Origin of the sequence: Paenibacillus sp. CH40, from assembly GCF_024213605.1 — a bacterium.
GTDB classification, from domain to species: domain Bacteria; phylum Bacillota; class Bacilli; order Paenibacillales; family Paenibacillaceae; genus Paenibacillus; species Paenibacillus polymyxa_B.
The window spans coordinates 555,406-575,934 of the sequence record NZ_JANAVQ010000004.1; the positions used below are offsets into that span (position 1 = coordinate 555,406).

A 20,529-nucleotide genomic window follows, 5' to 3' on the forward strand; every position below is an offset into this window, starting at 1 on the left:
CCGCCGCATTATTCATCCGGGTATACTCCTTGAAGCAATGGCTGAATGATGGGCTCCAGTTCATCCAGCGCCTGCTGCGGAGTCTTCTTGTTCGTCCAAATCAGATCCAGCCCTGGGGTCAGCTTGGAACCGATATCAGGCCAGTTGCGAAGGGTCGAAGTGGACGGCTTGATCGCATAATCTCTGGCATACTCAATGCCAGCCTTTTGAAATTCCGGTGGATGTGCGGCATTATTAGTCCATGACTGGATGGCCTGCTCATCGGTATAATATTTTTCCTCGATAGGCATCCACAGACCGGACTTGAACAAATCCACCTTTTCGGGATTGTTATGGTACAAATAAAATTCGAGCGCTTCCTTCGGGTGCTTGGTGCTCTGGAAAATGACCGTGGCTCCCGCAACGATCATCGTTTTGGGCTCTTTTAGCTTCGGCAGAACGCCGATACTCCATTGCAGTTGCTTGTTGTTCGAAAAATCGAGCAGAGACCATGTTCCGTCCACCACCATGGCGACCTTTCTTGTCTGAAGCCGAATCGTATTGGACGGCATGTCCTGCTGCTGGATCAAATCAGGAGAAACATACTCCTTGAAAACCAGATCCTGCAACTTCTGAAAAACCTCCACCGACTCAGGACTGTTCAGGGTGTACTTCTTGCCTGTTTTGTCAGTCAAACCTCCACCGTTGCTCGCTAAAAGCGGCCCCCAGGAGCTGCGGTCATTGCCGAAGGCAAAGCCGTATTGCACAATATTTTTCGGATCAAATCCACTGTCTCCCGGATGCTTGCCGTTCTGATCCTTGGTCAGCTTTTTGGCAATTTCCAGAAATTCATCCCATGTCCACGCTTTTTGAGGATCAGCCGGAGGGACGGGTACCCCTGCTTCTGTAAACAACTCCTTGTTGTAAAATAACTGCATCACTTCCAATGCGGTGTAATTTCCGATAGACTTGCCAGGTTCGCTGTAGAGATAGGAGGATTTGAGCTTGTTTTTTAATTCGGGATATTCGTCATAATAAGAGGATAAATCCAGGAGTCTGCCTTCACTTGCCCATTTCATTGTGAGGGAATCGCCCAGGTAGGCGATATCAGGAAGCTGATTGGCAGCCATTAACGTGTTAATTTTCGTCGTGTAGTCACCAGGGACATGTTCGCCCTTCACCCGGATACTCGTGTGGGATGCATTAAAGCTTTGAATCATTTTTTCCATCGCCTGCTTCTCGTCATTGCTTCCCCAGTACATGAACTTGAGTTCGACCGCATTGGGATTAGCCGGTTCGCCAGCGTTACCACTGCAAGCCGTCAGCCCTGTCAACATCGCCGTCATCACGAGAGCCATCCATGTCCGTAACCTTCGTTTCAGCAAATCAACCGGCCCCTTCCTGAACTGGTTTCTCCTTACAAGCCTATTATGCGCCGAGAGCCCAGAGCCGACCACCCAACGACTCCAGACTCTCTTTGTTTTGGTATGATTTTTTTAACAGCGCGTTTACAAAAATGTTTTACGAAACTCCGTCGGGGTCAGTCCGGTATGCTTTTTAAAGGCAATGCTAAAATAGTTCGTATCTGTGAATCCCACTATCTCCGCTACCTCCGCCACCTTGCGATTCGGGTCCAGCAGCAGTTCTCGGGCTCGCTCAAAGCGAACACGCGTCTGGTAGTCGGCGAAGCTTTCACCTGTAACCTGCTTGAAACGGGCACTCAAATACTTGGGGCTCATATTCATGTACTCTGCCAGACGGTTCAGCCCGCCATCCTCCTGAAGATGCTCCCGAATCCATTCCTTGGCCCGTTGGAATTTGCGTGGAATGCCCTTCTCGCGTGATTCTCGGACATGGCGGCCCACTCGGACAAAATAGCGCGATACATAATCTATCATCTCGGGCCCATGGCGCAATCGGGACAGCTCCAACAACGGGTCCTGTTCCTGCATGGACGTTTGTCCTACAGATGCATCACTCTGGACGATGCGCATGACGAACAGGACGAGCTGAGTGACAATCATTTTCACCTGCTTGACAGGCAAGCCCGCCAATTGTCCTGACCATTCCTGTAAAATCGCATGTACGGCAGCATCATTGCCCGCTCGAATTTCCGTAATCATCAGCAGTTCCTTCTCCAGTAATTGATTGCTGTTCGGCTCGGCCGCCTGAATGCTCTCATAGGGAATGATCTGGCTATAGCCCACCCACCCCCGATGCTCCGCCGCTTGCACAGCTTCCTCATACGCTTCGGGAAGTTGCACCATCCGTTGTACGGGACGGCTAATCCCGATGGACACGCCCTGGCTCAATCGTTCCTGCACGGCCTGCCGAATCTGCTGTGCCGTCCGCTCCGCCACCCTGCAAGATGCCGTCGCCAGCAGCACAACACGCCGATCGCGGGAAACCGCCGCACCATGCGCCTTCGCCCCGGCTGCTGCCGCAGCCTCCCCCGCCAGTCCGGCGAATACATGGCTGCTTTTATGCATGGAACCGTATGGCTTGCTAGTGTTGGCTGCTTCCTGCTGCGACGCCTCCTCCAGCTCGCAGCACAGCACAGTATAAGGCGGCCCACTCGTCTCGCCGAAAAATCCCAGCCCGTCCATCTCTCGAATGACCTCGGCTGCAGGACGCCGCTGCTGGAGCAAATCCAGCAGTAGATGCTCCCTGTACAATGGCTCCAATGAACGATGGCGGTGAATGGCTTCCTCCTCGCTTCTTCGCCATTGCGCAATGCGATCCTCAGCCCGGCTCAATGCTGCTTCAAAATCCCCGCTGGTCACCGGCTTGAGCAAATAATCGACCGCTTGAAGCGAAACTGCCTGACGAATATACGTCATAGATTCATACCCTGTCAGGAATAATAACGGGGTCTGCTGATCCTTTTCCCGAATGGTTTTTGCTACGTCCAGTCCACTCATATCCGGTAAATTAATATCCAGTAAAATCATGTCCGGTCGCTGCTCCGTATACAAACGTAATGCCGTTGCGCCGTCCTCCGCCACATCACTGACTTCCACTGACAGGCCACTTTCCGCCACCATCAGCTTCAGTCCTTCCCGAATATGATATTCGTCGTCCACAATCAGCAGCTGGTACATGCCATCCTCCCCTTTCTTATTCGGTTCGAATGGGTGCCAGTAAAGTAACCGAGGTGTACTGACCCGGTTCGCTTGTCACGGACAGTCCATATTGCGGACCATAATGCCGAAGACGTTCATGCACATTGCGCAACCCAAAGCCAATAGCATTCCCCCGTTCCGCATCCAGCGACTTCCGGATATCGTTCAGACGCTCGGCTCCAATACCGCCCCCATCATCACTGACCGTCAAACGCAACATATCCCCTTCCCTTGTACCGGATAACATGATATAGCCACGGTCGGTGCGCCCTTTTAAGCCGTGGTAAATAGCATTTTCAACGAGTGGCTGGAGGATCAGTTTGGGTACATAAAATCCGCAAATATCCTCCTCGACCTCGCAAATCCACTCGAACGAATTCCTAAATCTGAACTGCTGCACCTTCACATAGGCGCTTACATGCTCGACTTCCTGTCCCAAACTGATTTGCTCTCGGCCATAACTTAGCGAAATGCGAAAACATTTACCAAAGGCACCGATTACCTCTGCCATATCCCGTTGCCCATTCGCCAATGCCATTCCCTTCAGTGATTCTAGCGTGTTGTACAAAAAATGCGGATTAATCTGCGCCTGAAGCGCGCGAAACTCAGCCTGCTTACGCGACAGCAATGCTTCGTAGACCTGACCGTACAGTTCATGATTTTTTTGCATCATATGAAGAAAACGCTGCCCGATCTGCCCTACCTCATCCTTAGGATTAAAAACAACGGAAGTAGGAGCTTCGAAAGCTTGGGCTGAGCCTGTAGCGCTCACACTCCCATCGACCGCCATCAATCGGCTCAATTGAAGCAGGGGGCGACGAATCGTGTCACTTAGCCGATAAGACAACATCCAGCCCAGCATCAATGCAATCAAAAAAGTCCAGATGGTCCAGGCGCCGATTTTCCGCGCATCCTCGAACAGCACGGACTGATCAACTTTTTGCAGCAACGTCCATTGTCCTTCATTTAACGGGCCGTAAGAGATCATCGTCTGGCGGCCGTTCCATGTTCTCCAGTCCTTCGTAAGCACAGGCCTATCCACAGCCGATTTGGCAATCTGCCGCAATAGCGCTTGGTCCGCAACACCCTGCTCCGGCAATCGGTATACAGGCTCGCCCTCCTGATCCAGCACCCACATCTGGGTATTGCCGTCTGTTTCATGAAAAGTAAGCCCCCGAAACAGACTGGCCTTGTCGATTTCCAGCAGCAAAAATCCGAGGGGTGCATAATCTCCAGTCGTTTTTCGAAGCAGCTTCCCCACATAGATCCGATCCTCCGCTATCCCGCGTCCGGATTCAAACGGCGAATGAGCCATCCACATCATGGGCCGCTCGGCGAGTAGGCGGCGATAGTACACACGTGCTTCCTCTAATGTAGGAAGGCCGCCAAAACGGACCGAAACATTCCCTTGATAGAGAGAATGCTTGAGCCCGCCATTGGCGGCATATATGAGAGAGGACGTGATATACGGCTTGGTCTGGGTTTGCGTACGGACCACCATACTGAGTGTTTCATCGTTCCGTAAATATTCATAATCATCTTCCGGCTTGGTCTCCAGCGTAGACTGCACATCAGGATTGCTGAGAATGGAATTGGTCAGATCATTCAAATCGGAGAGCGTCGCATTGACGTAATTTTCACTCATTTGCCGGGACTGCATAGCCAGTGCCTCCGACTTCTCACCAAGGGAATGGGCCGCGATCCGGTAAAAGGTAAAGGTCAGTACCACCATCGGAATGACGGTGAGTACCAGCGTCAGTACAATGAATTTCCCACGGATTGTAGGAATCCCGGCGAACTTTTGACGACCACGGCCTCCCATTCATCTGCCTCCCTTACACATAGGCTGGGAGCCATGTCCCGTGGGCTGCAATCAGGTCATCACACAGAGAAACAATATCATCCATGGACAGCTCTGCGGACGTGTGCGGGTCCAGCATAGCGGCATGATAAATGTGCTCCTTTTTCCCGGTGATTGCAGCTTCAATCGTTAACAGCTGGGTATTAATATTCGTCCGGTTCAGCGCTGCGCATTGGGGTGGCAAATCCCCGACAAAGGTTGGCGTAACCCCGCTACGATTCACCAGACAAGGTACCTCCACACAGGCTTCCTTCGGCAGATTGGTAATTAAGCCTGTGTTCATCACATTGCCGCCAATGGCAAAAGGCTGATTCGTTTCGATCGCCTCAAATATATAAGAGGCATACTCATTTGACCGTTCATGACGCAGATCCTGATTACCCAAAAGCTCCTCACGCATCGTTTCCCATCGTGCAATCTGGTTCACACAGCGGCGCGGGTATTCATCCAAAGGAATATTGAAGCGCTCAATCAGCTCAGGGTATGCCCGTTTGATAAAATACGGATGATACTCCGCATTATGCTCGGACGATTCCGTAATGTAATAGCCGAATTTCAGCATCATTTCAAAGCGCACCATATCCTGATGCTTTTCCTGCTGCTTAGCGGCGGCTCGTTTTTTAATCTCAGGATATAAATCTACACCGTCCTTGCTCACTTCGAGCAGCCACGCCATATGATTGATGCCTGCGATTTTTGCCTTTACACCTTCCTGCTCCAGCCCGAGGCTTTTAAACAGTTCCGGTATACACGCCTGCACGCTATGACACAGCCCTACCGTACGGACACCTCCATGAACGTTCATCACATTCGTTAGCACTGCCATCGGATTCGTGTAGTTGAGAAACCATGCATCCGGGCACACTTCGCGCACATCTGCCGCAAAATCGAGCATCACTGGAATTGTGCGTAAATTGCGGAAAATACCGCCAATGCCGACCGTATCGGCAATCGTTTGGCGCAGGCCGTATTTTTTGGGAATTTCAAAATCCGTAATTGTACACGGATCATAGCCGCCTACCTGGATGGCGTTTACCACATAGGTCGCCCCACGCAGTGCTTCCTTGCGGTCAGTGTAGGAGCGAATCACACAGGTGCTCCCTGTTGTTTTTTTCAAATTGGATAAAATATTTTCCGAATCTTTCAGCCTCATGGGATCAATATCAAACAACGCCAGTTCAAAGCCCTGCAATGCAGGCGTCAACATACAATCGCCAAGCACATTTTTAGCAAATACCGTACTGCCTGCACCCAGAAATGTAATCTTGCTCATACTTTTTCCCCCATTCACATTTTTGTTCGCAGCTTTGCACTCCAAATGCAAGGATACCCACCGCCACTCTCCCCTTTACAGGAGGAAAGTGACGATGGGAAAGGTTACTCATAACTATGCGTTGTTGCCTCCCATTCAGGATCCCCCCGCTGGTTTAGCGGAGCTGATAGGCCGAGGCGGTAAGGCAGATGTTACCGAGGGTGTCGTAGTTGGCGGGGTTACTAAAGTCTCCGGGCTAACCGGTGTTACCGATGGAGCCGCAGCCCCTCCTGCCTCAATCACGGTTACCTTCGCAATTGCCTTTAACTCTGTCCCTTCTACTTTGCCCTTCAACTCAAACGAACCTGGAGCAGCATATTGTGCAGGGGCTATATCCTCCCATTCCACAGCCACCCATTTAGTGGAGCTTTCTCCGTACGTAGCTTCCACGACGCTTGGCAGTTCCGGTTTTTCACCGACATGTGTCGTTACATTTACTTCTTTTAACGCGGTAATTTTCTCAGTTGCCGCCAGATTCTGTGCTGTACCGGAGGCCAGACCTGCCACCTCGGTTGCATTCAAAGCACGGCTGTAGATACGGAATTCATCCACCAGACCATTGAAATATGGATCAGGGTACTGAGATTTGCCGATAAAATTATTTTTGGTCTGACCCAGACTGATAGGATTTAAGGTCAAGTTGGTATTGCGTCCCACTTCTTTTCCATCCACGTACAAAATACCTGTGGAACCCGAAAGCGTGACCGCAACATGCTTCCATACGCCTGTCGGCAGTACAGGGCCTTCAATCGTCTGCTCCTGTCCCTGCCCGTTGCCTTGGTTGGTAATGGCAAACAGCATGGTATTTCCTGCTTTAGGCGTCAGGAACATATATTCATTCGTCCCGGAGCCAAAGTCAAAAATCCGCACATAATCGCTCAGGGTGTTCGCTTTAACCCAACCGGATACGGTCAATTGCTGTGCCCGACTGACAATACCCGCCGGAAGCTGCACATAGCTGTCCTTGCCGTTCAGACTGACAGCATTGCCTGTTTTACCCGCAGCCCATGCAGCCGTCCCCTTCACGGCAGCATCATTGCCGCTGTCTGATGAATCCGCAACTACAGAACCGCTTGTTTCATCAAACTTGTAAACTGCAAGCTGTTCAAGTAACGGTGCCTCTGGCTCAGCTACCACCGTTACTTTAGCCTCCGCTGACAACTGAGAATCGCTGGCTGTCAGCTTGAACACATACGTTCCCGGCTCGGAAACGTCCACCTTCGTGCGCAGCGATGTTTTGTTACTGAATGTGACCTTCGCGCCCTGTGGTCCTTCAACCAGACTCCACTCGTTTGTCACCTTTCCTTGCGGAAGCCCATCATCCGTAGCCGTGCCTTTCAGAATGATCTGATCCGGCAGCTTTACCTTCGAATCTTTGCCGGCATCCACGACAGGTGCTTTGTTCGGATCAGGTGTGGTTGGTGTCAGCTCTACCGTGTAGGAGGATGCTGTACCAATCTCCAATTTAAGCTTGTTGGAAGGCGCATACGCATTAAACTTCCCTTGTGATTGACCGCCTACTTTAACCAAATACGTTCCTTTTTTCAAACCGTCAAATGTAACGTACGTGGAATGGGCTTGACCCGGTGTTTGATTTTTCAGTTGGAGCCATACGTAATCCTTGGATGTTGCCAGCTTGGCTTCTGTATATTGGTCCTTTTCCAGCTCGATATACAGCTTTTCCGTGATCAGATTGATGCGCTTGAACAGGCCGTCCAGCGGCTTGATCGTATACACGTTGCCGTTTTTGCTCACCTCTGCACCGTAGCCCGTCAATCCGAAAATAGGATCAATCGCGATATCAGCACTTAACGTTTTGAGCGCACCGAACAATCCGAGATCAGCCTCACCGCTCATGCCGCGCCAGCCATTAAAGAGCGGAACATTTTTACCGCCGCCAGTGCCGTTCGTGCCGTTATTGCCTTTTTCCGCTTGATACGTCCATGCGACCGCCCCGATGTTCTCAGGGTCCGAGCTGATTTGCCCGGAGTTAATCGCTCCAACATTGGCAATTTTAGCTGCATAAGACAACCGTTGTTGTTCCTCACGGTGATTGTCCTCATGATGGCGAATCCAGTCATCCATCGCATATCCAGCAAGCGAAGTCGTGTACTGGAAGTTAAACCAGTTCTCCCCGGTAATCGTCACCGGATCGGTGTAGTAGTACCATACGGGCATATGACCGCGTGCCGCACGGGTTTTGGCATTAATTTTACTCATCATTTCCAGGGCTTTACTTTGCTCGCCCTCTGTATCTATATTCTGCTTGGCTAACGTATATACAGCCTCTTCCCCTGTATTGTCATAGCTATATTCAGAACCGTAAGGATACTTTGTATTTTTAAAATTGTTATATTTACGATCCATTTTTTCCTTAAGATCATTCGCTTCATCATCATAGCCTTCATCATGAAGTGCCTGAATAATATCCGGTGTGGTCAGTTCGCCCATCAAACCTGTTTCCCAGTTGTACGCGACTGGACCTTCATACAATGCTTTGAAAATGTTATAAGCCCGCAGCAAATAGGTTTCCTTTGGATGCTTGTAAGTGACAAGATCCGGGTATTCCTTGGCAATCTTGTACATGCTGAAATACGTGTTGTATACGTGCGGATACGCATACCCTCGATAGGTCGGTGTATCGTTAGGCTCTGGCATCAAGAAATCATGAATTAAATAATCCTCATGATGTCCGTTCATCAGATTCGTCCAGATCGCTGTCTCCAAATAATCGTCTACTGCCCGCACCTCTTTGGCGACGGGAGACAGTGTGTTTTTCTCAGCTAGGAACTGCCCGTGGGTCAGACCCCAATCATCCCCCCAGCCCCAATAGCCGTTAAAAATGTTGCGTTTGGATTTGGTATGCATCATCCAATCGTCAAATACCTTGTCGCGCAGATCACCCGGTACATTCCATTGGGTTTTGTCGACCATAAATGTAGCATGCCGTTGCAGCGCGAGATCAATCGGCTCGATGGCATAGAATTGTAACACCGTTTTATTACCGTTGCCGTATTCTACCGTTATGAAGTTTGGACCCAGCTTAGTAAATTTCAGTTCATAAATGTGATGTCCTCCGGGCTTGCTATCCGTCTGCGGAATAACGGTTCCGTCTGGATAGGTTACTTTGCTGATCGCCTGCTTGGAGCGCAGGTCCACCTTCGCCTTTTGATTCGTAGGCACGATCATACCCGGTACGACTGTTGTATCCACCAAGTTTTCTTGGTACAACGTATCTTTCACATCATGCTCGTCCTTCACCGCTAGAAACTTGAAACCATAGTTTTTGCTTTGACCGGGATTCAGGATTAGGCTTGTATTGGGCAAATACCCCCGGTTGGTGGACTTGATGACATTGGAATGAATATAAAATACATTGAGTCCTTCCAGCCATTTGCCTTCATTAGCCGGGTTCCACGCCCATTTACTGCCCGGATGCTCCTCATCCCGCCAGTGATCCTGATATTCAAAACCCGCACCTGTTGTGGAATCAGGGATCAGCAGCAGGGAAGAACCAATGCCGCTGGGACGCCCAGCTGTGATGTAGGAGCTGTTATTGCCGACAAAGGAATGCGTCACCACTCTAGTTTCGTAGATCGCATCACCGTTGGTCCACTGCTCATTAAAAGGCAGAGGCAAACCGAAATCGCCAATCTCCAATTTTTTCCCACTTGTATTCTGCACCTGTATATTCCACAACACCGAACCGTTCGACTCTGCCGAATACGTTTCGATGACTTTAAAATTGCGTATGCCTTCTGCATGAGTAGAATTCTCGTACGTCACAGTGACACGGTTCCCACTGGTTGTGATCTTACGTGCGTCTGCCGACTTGTTCGTCCATGCCTTCGTCCAGCTGCCTCCATCCAATCGGTACGTGAACATCAGCTCCCCTAGCCACTGATGATCTGCGGTGTTCTGTTCAGGTGTTACCGTTGCGTTCATGACATACTCTGTCGGGAAAGCATCTCCCTTGATACGTATGGATGAAATTTCGCCATGCTCGCCTGTCTGAATCGTCAGCTTGTCATTGGATAGTTCATGGGCCTCTGCCGTATGCGTCCCAAACAACACAGACGCTGTGGTTAAAAACAAAAATGCCGCCAATATTCCCTTAAATTTCATCAACACGGCCTCCTTTTGGATCTCGGGGTCTTGATTTGTTTGCCAATCAGCTGAAGTCTCTTCATTTCGCCGCAACCTCCTTGGAAATGTAAGCGCTACAACTCTATTGTACAAATCCTTGTCCATTGGTAAAATCAACATTTTCAACCGATTTATATAGGATTTCAACCTAATAGAGGGATACTGTTAGATCGGCAATCAACCAAGCTACGACAGATTTATCTGAATTAAGATTACAGAGGATGGAGAGACAGGAAATTTAGATAGAGAGCAAGGGAGGCATTTTTAGATATATCGGGGTGTGATCAGATTATACAAACGGACACCGTGAAATTGAGAAATTTATTTTGAGTTGCTGTAGTGGGGAATCGTTACGTTGGGTTTTCCAGATGCGAAGGTATTTATTTAATAGATTCGCTCCTAAGGTAGAATTTGGAGTCTGCGTATGTAAAGAATTTCTGGGATAGGGTATGGGGTATTTGCTGCTTAGTGATTATTTTCAGACATTTGATCCTCCCCGTGCCGTCATTCTTTAAAGTTTGATTATAGTCCATATTTATCTGTTAAATAGGTGGTAGTGAGAGGATTAGGCAAACATTTGGCACGAACGGGATAACGATCGCTTTGTCATCTGGTGCATAATAAAGATGTGAAGTGGGTGTCTGTTATGAATATGAATTGTAGTTGATTTACACATAATAATTAAAAATACTGGAGGATTTTATATGCAAAAAGTAACTTTGAACAATGGGGTTGAGATGCCTGTACTCGGTTTTGGTGTTTATCAGATCCAAGATGCAAATGAATGTGAACAAAGCGTTTATGACGCTATTATGGCAGGCTATCGGCTGATAGATACCGCTGCCTCTTATTTAAATGAAGAAGCCGTCGGCAGAGCGATCAAACGTAGTGGCGTGACAAGAGAGGAGTTATTTATCACTACGAAACTTTGGGTTCAGGATACGGGTTATGAGCGTACAAAAAAGGCATTTGAAAAATCACTGGAAAGATTGCAGTTGGATTATTTGGATTTGTATTTAATTCACCAGCCATATGGAGATGTGTTTGGTTCTTGGCGCGCTATGGAGGAATTGTACCGTGAAGGAAAGGTCCGTGCAATCGGCGTTAGTAACTTCCATGAGGATCGCCTGATCGATTTGATTATTCATAATGAAGTAGTTCCTGCCGTGAATCAGGTTGAAACGCACCCATTCAACCAGCAAATCGAAAATGCAAAATTCATGAAAGAGAATAATGTTCAGATCGAATCCTGGGCGCCTTTTGCTGAAGGGAAAAATAACTTGTTCCAGAATGAAGTATTGGTTTCTATAGCTGAAAAGTATAATAAATCCGTTGCTCAGGTGGTTTTACGCTGGTTGACACAAAGAGAAGTTGTTGTGATTCCAAAGTCTGTTCGTAAAGAAAGAATTATCGAAAACTTCAATATCTTTGACTTTGAGCTAAGCCAGGAGGATATGGAGTCGATTACTACGTTAGATACGAAACAGAGCCTGTTCTTTTCACATCGCGATCCTGACATGGTGAAATGGATCGGTACCCGTAAACTCGATATCTAACCATCTTTCAAAAGATCACCCGTAGGTTTTGATTACGCCAAAAGAACCAACAATTAAAAGTATGGAGTAGATGCCCTAAGGATATCTACTCCTCTTTTTCGTTTGTGGTATCAATGTATTTATTAAGCTAATCTGCTCGTTAGTTGAGAAAACGACAGCCACTTTATCGTCTGCCGTCTCCTCGTGTTTATTGAACTATCGTTGATATTGGCATTATTATCGAAAAATACTGCATTTCTTTCCCTCTATGCAACCTGCGTAATAACAAGGTGCGCGGAAACTGGTCTTGTTCCTCCAGCTAATGGAGTGATCGTGAGTGCCGCGGCATTGCCAGCAGGGTTTCGCACTGTGAGTACTGAATTAATGACCGTTGTTTGCACAAGAGCCATTCCTACTATTTGAGAAGTACCTGTTGCACGCCCGACCACCGTATAAGCCAGATCAGCGCCGTTGAGTGTTAAAATGAGTTGACCCGGTTCGTTTACACCTACCTGAAACAAAACCTGATAAGTGCCAATTGTAGCCAAGTTAAAAGAGCTCGCATTTATACGGGTAATTGCAGTCCCACTGATTGGACCATCTTGCGGAAAACTTACGTCTGTATCGGGAGCAACAGTTGCTGCATTATCAGGAGGCATCAAGGCAAAGAAATCTGCAAAGCCTAATACTCCACCTGCCGGCCCTGCGGGTCCCGCTGGACCTGTTGCTCCTGCTGCTCCTACTGGTCCCGCTGGTCCTACCGGTCCTGCTGGTCCTACTGCTCCTGCTGGTCCTGCTGGTCCTGCTGGTCCTGCTGGTCCTGCTGGTCCTGTTGCTCCTGCCAATCCAGCTGCACCAATTGCTCCTGCAATCCCTGCAAGTCCTTGTGGGCCAAGTGCTCCTGCAAGTCCTTCGGGGCCAAGTGCTCCTATCGCTCCTGCAATCCCTGCAAGTCCTTGGGGACCAAGTGCTCCTGCAAGTCCTTGGGGGCCAAGCGCCCCAAGTGCTCCTGCAATCCCTGCCAATCCTTGGGGGCCAAGTGCTCCTGCAAGTCCCTCGGGGCCAAGTGCGCCTATCGCTCCTGCAATCCCTGCCAATCCTTGGGGGCCAAGTGCTCCTGCAAGTCCTTCGGGACCAAGTGCGCCTATCGCTCCTGCGAGCCCTGCCAATCCTTGGGGGCCAAGTGCTCCTGCAAGTCCTTCGGGACCAAGTGCGCCTATCGCTCCTGCAAGCCCTGCCAATCCTTGGGGGCCAAGTGCTCCTACAAGTCCTTGAGGTCCAGCTTCTGCAATTGCTCCCGCAAGTCCTTGAAGTAATTGCTGACCTTTAGGTGGGGGACACGGTACCCGCACTATTTTTTTAATAACTAGAAGACGTCGTTTCTTTTTTTTTCCTTTTGGATGGCAAACAATTGCGGTTTTCTTTTTGCACGATTTTTTTTTATCCAGAAAACTCAACAGCTTCTTTTTTCTTTTCTTTTGGATGGCAAACATTTGTGGTTTTCTTTTTGCACGTTTTTTTTTATCCGGACAACTCAACAACGACACCTCCCTATAAATATGGTTCAGTGTACGCGAGTTGTTTATTTTAGGCATGGACGAATAGCCGGTTATTCGCTAGACTAAAATCCATTTTTAGAATATTGGGTGTTAAGTAGGTGATGTTATACCACAAACCACACCACTCTTTCAGTATAATTACATAATTTAAATCGTCCTTCACTGCGTCAACCAAAATCACATTTGGTTCTTTTTTTGTACCTCACAGTGGCAGTGTGCTCCCTGTTCTAAATTCAAGTATCGTTCCCGTTAATTGAATCATTTCTGTGATAATACAACAAAGCGTTCGACTCCGTAATATTTTTCTCCTAGGCTCACTATCCTGAAACCAATCCTGCTCACATCATTGATCCACCTTGTAGATTCTTCTGGTAAGCGCCTGGTCATCATCGGTCCATGATATTTGGAGCTGTTCGCGGGTTTTTGAGTGCAGGCAGTAGAATACCATCGATTAGCGCTGTGAAGAAAGACTTGTCGAACGGTTTGCGCTGGATGAGTCCACGAAAAGAAGCCATTGAAGTAATGACCTGGCAAGCCATCTCAATGTCCGCGTGAGCAGGAATTTCACCGCGGACGACGGCTCGGTTCATAAGCTCGCGGTTTACAACAACCCATGGCTCGAAAATCCCGGCTGTTCCTGCTTCGGCAAATTCCGGATGCTGCAAAAAGGAGCCTAGGCCCGCTAGGACTCGAAATTTGCGTTCTTCTTCCGCGATCGATTGCGGCTTCAAAAGCACGAGGAGATCTTCGCGCAAGGTTCCTGTATCAGGCAAGCTTTCGAGCTCAAGATGATTTCGATTCATCCATGCCAAGGCGTCTCGGACTAACTCCGCCTTGGAAGACCAGCGGCGGTAAACCGTCGCCTTCCCAGCCTTTGCTCGAGCCGCGACCATGTCCATTGTCATACCATCGAAACTCGTATCGGCGAGGATGGCGATTGCCGCCTCGAGGATTTTATCATCCCGCGTGTGATCTCTCTTGCGGCCCAATGTTTGCGCAGGCTTTTCTGCCACAACCTCAGATAATTCGCCCCTCTCAGACATTTCCTTTTTTATTTTACTCATAAACTTAGCTCCTTTTAAATATATATTTAGAAACTAATTAGTTCCGGAACTTTACAGTTTCGTTTTTGTGTGATTTAATACCATTATCCCACATCCAACGGGAAATATATAGATGGTGCCCCATACCAAAAAGGAGATTACGACCATGCAGGACAAACCCGTAGCCTTGATCACCGGTGCCAATAAAGGAATAGGTTTACAGATTGCGAAGGATCTAGCGGAACACGGCTTCACCGTGCTCGTTGGATCACGCAGCCTCGAGAATGGAGAAACTGCCTCCAAAAGCATCGGTTCGGATGCGCACGCTCTCCAGCTCGACGTTACCAATCAGGACTCCATTGTTGCTGCAGCAGAGTGTATTCGGAACGAATTTGGTCGTCTCGATGTACTTGTGAACAATGCGGCCATATCACACGCAGGTAAACCGGACGATCCGTTTCCGAGCAGTGGCGCGACGAGCGGTCTTTTGACCGTTGCTTCGCTCGAAGACATTCGTTCGGTTTATGAAACTAATGTTTTTGGTGTCATTGCTGTCACCCAGGCCATGTTGCCACTTTTACGTGAGGCTCCGGCAGCACGCATCGTCAACATGGGCAGCACCGGCGGCTCCCTTAGCTGGAATTCCATTCCGGAAAACTCACATCGTGCGATGTTTGGGGCCTATTCGGCATCAAAATCGGCTGTTCATGCGGTGACACTTGCCTTTGCCTTTGCGCTTGAATCGACAAACATCAAGGTCAATGCGGCCTGTCCAGGTTTTACATCGACCGCGCTCAATAATTTTGCTGGCACTCGTAGTGTTGAACAAGGGGCGCGTGAAGCAGTCCGGCTTGCGATGATTGGTGCGGACGGTCCAACAGGAACGTTCTCAGATGAGGATGGACCCATCGCGTGGTAATTATAATTTATACATTAATGGTTAGTAGCTTAAGGGGGATTTCATGATGCGTGTTTTCGTAACAGGAGCAACAGGTTACATCGGTTCCGCTGTCGTCCGTGAACTCATTGATGCGGGTCATCAGGTCGTCGGTCTTGTGCGCTCAGACAATAGCGCTGCGAAACTAAAAGAGGCCGGGGCCGAAGTGCACCGCGGTGACATTGACGATCTCGACAGCCTTCGTAGTGGTGCGGCTGCTGCGGATGGCATTATTCATCTGGCATTCAATCACGACTTCTCGAACTTCGCCAGGGCACTCACAGCAGATCTGCACGCCGTCGAAGCGATGGGGGCGGCGCTGGAAGGGTCCGGGAAGCCGTTCGTGATCACCACGCACGCCAATGGAGTGGCAGCAGAAAACGTAATGTTATTGCTGGCTGAGCGCGGAGTGCGGACATCGATCGTAGAGCTTTGCCCTTCGGTACACGGTGAGGGTGACACAGGATTTGTGCCGAGACTGATCAACATTGCCAAAACGAAGGGTTTCTCAGCCTATGTGGAAGAGGGGAGCAACCGCTGGCCGGCTGTGCACCGCCTTGACGCCGCATATCTATACCGCCTTGCGTTAGAAAAGGCACCCGCTGGTTCACGACTAAATGGGGTCGCAGATGAAGGCGTACCATTTCGCGACATCGCAAGTGTTATCGGTAAACACCTGAACGTGCCTGTAGTCAGCATTTCACGTGAAGAAGCAGACACCCACTTCGGCTTCCTCAGCACACTTGCAGCGCTCGATATCCCGAGATCAAGCGTTGCAACTCAGGAACTTCTGGGATGGCGGCCTGTGCAACCTGCACTGATCCACGACCTCGAACAGTCTCACTACTTCAACGACTGATTGGAGACGAGATCGAGAATCGATCATGGGCCGCTTAATAAAGCACTTGAGAAAAGCGAAGCAAGACATGGACTAACAACAACATGTATGAAATAGAAGTTTGGATATTAAAACAAGATCAACACAAGTGCATACCACACTAAATGTTGTTACCTTCATTCGCAGCAAACTATTCTGGCTAATCGTATTGTTAGGTCACTTCCCACAAGAAAATTTTTCATCTTCACTTATGGTATGGTTCGCCGCGTTGGCTGAGGGGGCAAGTTTTCAAAAAAATAGTCTCCTTATCAGAGACTACCCGCGATCTTCCTGTTTGATAATCATACGATAAGCGGTAGCTTTTCATCATTCTTTCAAAAAAGGGCCATCCTTTTGCGGGATAGCCCTTGCTTTAATTTCACATTTTTTTGTAAAGAGAATAAGGGGCTGGATTCCTCCATTTGCGCTTTTGCTTACTTTAATATTGTCCTTTAATTACAAAAAACGAACCCCGAATTGTTCCAGCTAGTTTAGACTTCTGTCTAGCAAACTTAAACTTCCCTTCTAGCTCCTTTGGTACCTCCATCCCCTCAGAAAGCTTAAAACCAACGGCCCGCTTCTTAGGGTCATCCACCGTATACATGACGTTGATTGCAAGACCATCCTCATAAAAAACGTAGGTAAATTGGATATTTTCCACTTGAAAACGCGACGTTTCTAAAGGTTTAGCCGCAAACGCAATATCACGTTCTTCTCTCAAAATTCGGTTCACATAATCAAGGCTCTCCTGGCTTTGGCTAGCTGGTACAACCGTAAACTCATGCTTGTATTTGTTCATAAAATAACGGGCCTCATTAGCACGTAAACCAGCAAGCGCTTCTGCTACAGGTGAAGACTCCAAACCAACCGTAGATACATCTTTAAAATCAACGAGATACGACATTTCCATTCCTCCTCTTCTCTCTTTACGCCCTAACAGCTTCCGCATTTCACCAAAATCAAATTCATTTCTCAAGTTGTTGTAGAAACACACTTAGCTAGACTTCAAATTAATTCTTTTATCTACCACATAGTATACCAAAATTGATTCAAGAGAAGATTTTGAATGGCGAATTTGTTAGTTTGTTAAATAGTGTTCATATAGACTGGTATTCACAAACACCGCTTTAAATATTCGACCAGCGAGATAATACGATGCTGCCTATAGTTCCTCTAGGTCGGGAAATTAAGGAGTCAGAGTATGTCCTAACAAAAAACTCTCGGCCTGTGCCCTCTACTCCATTAAGGAGGTTCAGATTCACAAGCCAAGACATTTGCATACATGATGGTGGCCGTTAGTCCATGTTTGTTTGGGAAGACCCTCTGCATGGAAGGGGGCGTACCCGCATATGTAAACCAAATAAGTACGATACCTATCTATCATGAAAATATAGATGCACGGTTGAAGAATTATATCGTGCCTGTAATTGCGCTAAACTTTATAACGGTTATACACGAGCGCCAAATGGAAAAAATCGCCGGGGACGACAAGTTGTTGCGGCAGATGATCGCGGCTATGGACGAAGGCTTTCGCGTGTTAGAGGCCTTACGGTATCCACTAACGCCGGCCGCGCAAGCTTCACTAATCCACAAACGACCCGCGTTGATGCGCCTTTTTATGAAAATTTATCATAGGATGCCGATCAGCCGGCTGGTTGACGGATCCGTAGGGGAAATCGTAGCTTTGAGCTGCGTGTTTCACCTTTGGAAGGAACAGACCCGGGTCCCTACACCCAACTGGGACGAGTTGGAAAAGCGTTTTGAAGCCAAGGTCAACCGTTCATAACTTTTACACGACAACCGATGATGATCCTAGTTCTACAAAGAAGACTTTGAGCATTATAAAACAAGGGGCGTTCAGTTGCTTGAATCTTTGAAACTTAACGCGACAGCATGACGCGTTTACCGGTCTATATATTCAAATTAAGCTGCAGTTCCAAGCCGCATTGGATCAGATGTCTCCTGAATACAAGGGTGTTTATCGGGGATCTTCATTCTGCGGTGTCGTTGAAAACCTTATTGGAGTTCCCCACCTCTGATGCCGTTCTGAAAGCCGGTGTGTCTGATAAAAAAATAGTATTAGACTGGATTGAATATAGAAATAGCGGTAGCCTTGGACTGAAAAAGGAGAAAGTCCTAGACTACCGCTGTTCTTTATTTAACTAACGTTACTCGTTAGCTTAAGAAGCGATCCCTTCACATACAAATTTTTTATTGACAAGTCTATAAAATTCTCTCTAACAAATCCCCTACTTTTTCTGCCATTTCTTTCGTTGGATAAGGCATGCCATTTTTTAACCACCATTCCACAACGCCTACATATGCATTTGCAACAAATTCCACAATTACATCTTCGCTTTGACCAAAATTTTTGCCTTTTGTTATATCCACATCTTTTTTGAACTCTTCGATATTATGTTGAACAAACCTTTTGCGAAAATACGGAGCACCTTCACTCGCCAACATCGTCGAAAAAAACAAATAATGCCTTTCAAGATATTCCATGCAGTGTACAGTCGATTCAATCCAATTCATATCAGCTTCCAACTCACATAGGTTAACCATGTTATTGATATGTTCTTCTATGATCTTATCCAATAGATCAAATTTATCCAAGTAATGAAGATAAACAGTTGCACGGTTAATATTTGCCCTGTCAGCAATATCTTGAATGGTAATGCTATCGAAATTTTTTTCTGACATTAATTCAAGAAATGCTTTTTTTATTGCATCTTGAGTTCTAACAATTCTTCTATCCACTTTAGCCATGTCATTACCATGCCTCTCTTCAGTTAGTCGACAATTTTTGATGAATTGTTGTCTAAACAACAAAACAGACTAAATTAACGAGCCGCGTGCCTTGAATTATTTATCTCTGTTGTATAAATTATAGACAGATGTTGAGAATGCATCAATAGTGGTTTAACATATATGGAGGGATGGAAAACGAAATGGCAATTGAAAATAAAGTGGTTATAATTACAGGTGCAAGTTCAGGAATTGGGGAAGCTACAGCTAAGTTGTTATCACAGAAAGGCGCAAAAGTTGTACTGGGTTCAAGACGTGAAGATCGTTTAGTAAAATTGGCTGAAGAAATCAAATCAAAAGGTGGTCAAGCGGCGTATCGCGTCACAGACGTTGTTAATCCAGATGATAATCAGCAACTTGTTCAAATAGCTAAAGACACTTTTGGTGGTGTCGATGCAATCTTCTTGAACGCTGGACTAATGCCTAATTCACCACTTTCCGCATTAAAAACTGACGAATGGAACAGCATGGTCGACGTTAATATTAAAGGTGTATTGAATGGTATCGCAGCAGTATTGCCAACATTCACATCGCAAAAGTCTGGACATATCATCACTACTTCGTCGGTAGCTGGGCTTAAGTCTTATCCGGGCACTGCGGTTTATAGCGCAACAAAGTGGGCTGTTCGCAGTTTAATGGAAGTATTACGCATGGAATCTGCCCAAGAAGGTACAAACATCCGTACAGCAACTATTTATCCAGCAGCAATAAATACAGAATTGTTGACTACCATCACGGATAAGAATACTTTAAAAGGTGCAACTGCATTGTATGAACAACATAGTATTTCACCTGATCGTGTTGCCAATGTTGTTGCGTTCGCGATTGATCAGCCAGAAGATACGAACGTTAATGAGTTTACAATTGGACCAACAAGTCAACCTTGGTAAATTCATCTTCTAAAGCGCAAAAGTCTGTCGAGTTTCCCGACAGACTTTTGCGCTTTCTGTGTTGAGTTGGTGAAGTAAACTTAAAACTAACCTGCCCTTTAGTTTATAAAAAGAGCAGACTTGAAGCGCCTGCTCAACATTGTGTGTTATTTAACTATCGTTCCTCGTTAGTTGTACGCCCTATCCATAGTGCATGTTAATAACGCAAAAGAACGGAGGAGATTGCCTTGGGGTTTCTACTGCTTGTGATGTCGATAGAAATAGTTTAAAAGTAAAAAAGGAGAGATGGCATAAAAATAAGCCATCTCTCCTTTTTCATTTATATAAAGCGGGTAATGGGAATCGGACCCACGCTACCAGCTTGGAAGGCTGAGTTTTACCATTGAGCTACATCCCGAAATAGATGCCGGTGAGAGGACTCGAACCTCCACGGTTTCCCTCACGATTTTGAGTCGCGCGC

The 20,529-nt window shown here is 47.5% G+C and carries 14 protein-coding genes; 5 read left to right on the plus strand and 9 right to left on the minus strand.

What is annotated here, in order from left to right:
* Positions 1-8 precede the first annotated feature (8 nt).
* From NLX73_RS15760 to NLX73_RS15780, 5 genes are all read right to left on the minus strand, one after another.
* On the minus strand, positions 9-1,364 hold the full coding sequence (locus NLX73_RS15760; RefSeq protein WP_254326634.1) for an ABC transporter substrate-binding protein: 1,356 nt from the start codon (positions 1,362-1,364) through the stop codon (positions 9-11).
* A 123-nt stretch (positions 1,365-1,487) separates the two neighbouring features.
* Positions 1,488-3,080, minus strand: a complete 1,593-nt coding sequence (locus NLX73_RS15765; RefSeq protein WP_254326635.1) for a response regulator — start codon at positions 3,078-3,080, stop codon at positions 1,488-1,490.
* Between the two features lie 16 nt (positions 3,081-3,096).
* Complete coding sequence (locus NLX73_RS15770) at positions 3,097-4,923, minus strand: cache domain-containing sensor histidine kinase (protein ID WP_254326636.1); 1,827 nt, start codon at positions 4,921-4,923, stop codon at positions 3,097-3,099.
* A gap of 13 nt (positions 4,924-4,936) precedes the next feature.
* Positions 4,937-6,235, minus strand: coding sequence for an alpha-glucosidase/alpha-galactosidase (gene melA / locus NLX73_RS15775; protein WP_254326637.1), 1,299 nt, complete (start codon positions 6,233-6,235; stop codon positions 4,937-4,939).
* A gap of 135 nt (positions 6,236-6,370) precedes the next feature.
* Positions 6,371-10,399 carry a DUF5695 domain-containing protein gene (locus NLX73_RS15780; protein ID WP_254326638.1) on the minus strand — a complete coding sequence of 1,343 codons (4,029 nt, stop codon included), beginning with the start codon at positions 10,397-10,399 and terminating at the stop codon, positions 6,371-6,373.
* 725 nt (positions 10,400-11,124) lie between these two features.
* On the opposite strand from NLX73_RS15780, the gene NLX73_RS15785 reads away from it, so the two are divergent.
* Positions 11,125-11,976, plus strand: coding sequence for an aldo/keto reductase (locus NLX73_RS15785; protein WP_254326639.1), 852 nt, complete (start codon positions 11,125-11,127; stop codon positions 11,974-11,976).
* Positions 11,977-12,221: 245 nt separating this feature from the next.
* Here NLX73_RS15785 and NLX73_RS15790 read toward each other — a convergent pair whose 3' ends face one another.
* The gene (locus tag NLX73_RS15790) at positions 12,222-13,493 is read right to left on the minus strand and encodes a collagen-like protein (RefSeq protein WP_483311704.1); all 1,272 of its coding nucleotides are present in this window, start codon (positions 13,491-13,493) and stop codon (positions 12,222-12,224) included.
* Positions 13,494-13,900: 407 nt separating this feature from the next.
* Positions 13,901-14,578 (minus strand): TetR/AcrR family transcriptional regulator, encoded by a 678-nt coding sequence (locus tag NLX73_RS15795; RefSeq protein ID WP_254326640.1) that lies wholly within the window; start codon positions 14,576-14,578, stop codon positions 13,901-13,903.
* Positions 14,579-14,723: 145 nt separating this feature from the next.
* On the opposite strand from NLX73_RS15795, the gene NLX73_RS15800 reads away from it, so the two are divergent.
* Together NLX73_RS15800 and NLX73_RS15805 are read left to right on the plus strand one after the other, a co-directional pair.
* Positions 14,724-15,476 carry an SDR family oxidoreductase gene (locus NLX73_RS15800; RefSeq protein ID WP_254326641.1) on the plus strand — a complete coding sequence of 251 codons (753 nt, stop codon included), beginning with the start codon at positions 14,724-14,726 and terminating at the stop codon, positions 15,474-15,476.
* A 46-nt stretch (positions 15,477-15,522) separates the two neighbouring features.
* Positions 15,523-16,353, plus strand: coding sequence for an SDR family oxidoreductase (locus NLX73_RS15805; protein WP_254326666.1), 831 nt, complete (start codon positions 15,523-15,525; stop codon positions 16,351-16,353).
* 457 nt (positions 16,354-16,810) lie between these two features.
* On the opposite strand, the gene NLX73_RS15810 is transcribed toward NLX73_RS15805, so the two are convergent.
* Entirely contained in the window at positions 16,811-17,275 is a 465-nt protein-coding gene (locus NLX73_RS15810; protein WP_254326642.1) for a phage tail protein, read from the minus strand.
* 423 nt (positions 17,276-17,698) lie between these two features.
* On the opposite strand from NLX73_RS15810, the gene NLX73_RS15815 reads away from it, so the two are divergent.
* Positions 17,699-18,157 carry a hypothetical protein gene (locus NLX73_RS15815; protein ID WP_254326643.1) on the plus strand — a complete coding sequence of 153 codons (459 nt, stop codon included), beginning with the start codon at positions 17,699-17,701 and terminating at the stop codon, positions 18,155-18,157.
* 437 nt (positions 18,158-18,594) lie between these two features.
* Here the strand turns inward: NLX73_RS15815 and NLX73_RS15825 are convergent, their stop codons facing one another.
* Positions 18,595-19,140 carry a TetR/AcrR family transcriptional regulator gene (locus NLX73_RS15825; RefSeq protein WP_254326644.1) on the minus strand — a complete coding sequence of 182 codons (546 nt, stop codon included), beginning with the start codon at positions 19,138-19,140 and terminating at the stop codon, positions 18,595-18,597.
* A 182-nt stretch (positions 19,141-19,322) separates the two neighbouring features.
* On the opposite strand from NLX73_RS15825, the gene NLX73_RS15830 reads away from it, so the two are divergent.
* Positions 19,323-20,069 (plus strand): SDR family oxidoreductase, encoded by a 747-nt coding sequence (locus tag NLX73_RS15830; protein WP_254326645.1) that lies wholly within the window; start codon positions 19,323-19,325, stop codon positions 20,067-20,069.
* Positions 20,070-20,529: the final 460 nt, after the last annotated feature.

What these genes read in the sequence shown, in the direction of transcription:
- NLX73_RS15765 (WP_254326635.1), bottom strand. Translation starts at nt 3,080, where the DNA reads ATGTACCAGCTGCTGATTGTGGACGACGAATATCATATTCGGGAAGGA.
- NLX73_RS15770 (WP_254326636.1), bottom strand. Translation starts at nt 4,923, where the DNA reads ATGGGAGGCCGTGGTCGTCAAAAGTTCGCCGGGATTCCTACAATCCGT.
- melA (WP_254326637.1), bottom strand. Translation starts at nt 6,235, where the DNA reads ATGAGCAAGATTACATTTCTGGGTGCAGGCAGTACGGTATTTGCTAAA.
- NLX73_RS15780 (WP_254326638.1), bottom strand. Translation starts at nt 10,399, where the DNA reads ATGAAATTTAAGGGAATATTGGCGGCATTTTTGTTTTTAACCACAGCG.
- NLX73_RS15785 (WP_254326639.1), top strand. Translation starts at nt 11,125, where the DNA reads ATGCAAAAAGTAACTTTGAACAATGGGGTTGAGATGCCTGTACTCGGT.
- NLX73_RS15795 (WP_254326640.1), bottom strand. Translation starts at nt 14,578, where the DNA reads ATGAGTAAAATAAAAAAGGAAATGTCTGAGAGGGGCGAATTATCTGAG.
- NLX73_RS15800 (WP_254326641.1), top strand. Translation starts at nt 14,724, where the DNA reads ATGCAGGACAAACCCGTAGCCTTGATCACCGGTGCCAATAAAGGAATA.
- NLX73_RS15805 (WP_254326666.1), top strand. Translation starts at nt 15,523, where the DNA reads ATGCGTGTTTTCGTAACAGGAGCAACAGGTTACATCGGTTCCGCTGTC.
- NLX73_RS15810 (WP_254326642.1), bottom strand. Translation starts at nt 17,275, where the DNA reads ATGTCGTATCTCGTTGATTTTAAAGATGTATCTACGGTTGGTTTGGAG.
- NLX73_RS15815 (WP_254326643.1), top strand. Translation starts at nt 17,699, where the DNA reads ATGGAAGGGGGCGTACCCGCATATGTAAACCAAATAAGTACGATACCT.
- NLX73_RS15825 (WP_254326644.1), bottom strand. Translation starts at nt 19,140, where the DNA reads ATGGCTAAAGTGGATAGAAGAATTGTTAGAACTCAAGATGCAATAAAA.
- NLX73_RS15830 (WP_254326645.1), top strand. Translation starts at nt 19,323, where the DNA reads ATGGCAATTGAAAATAAAGTGGTTATAATTACAGGTGCAAGTTCAGGA.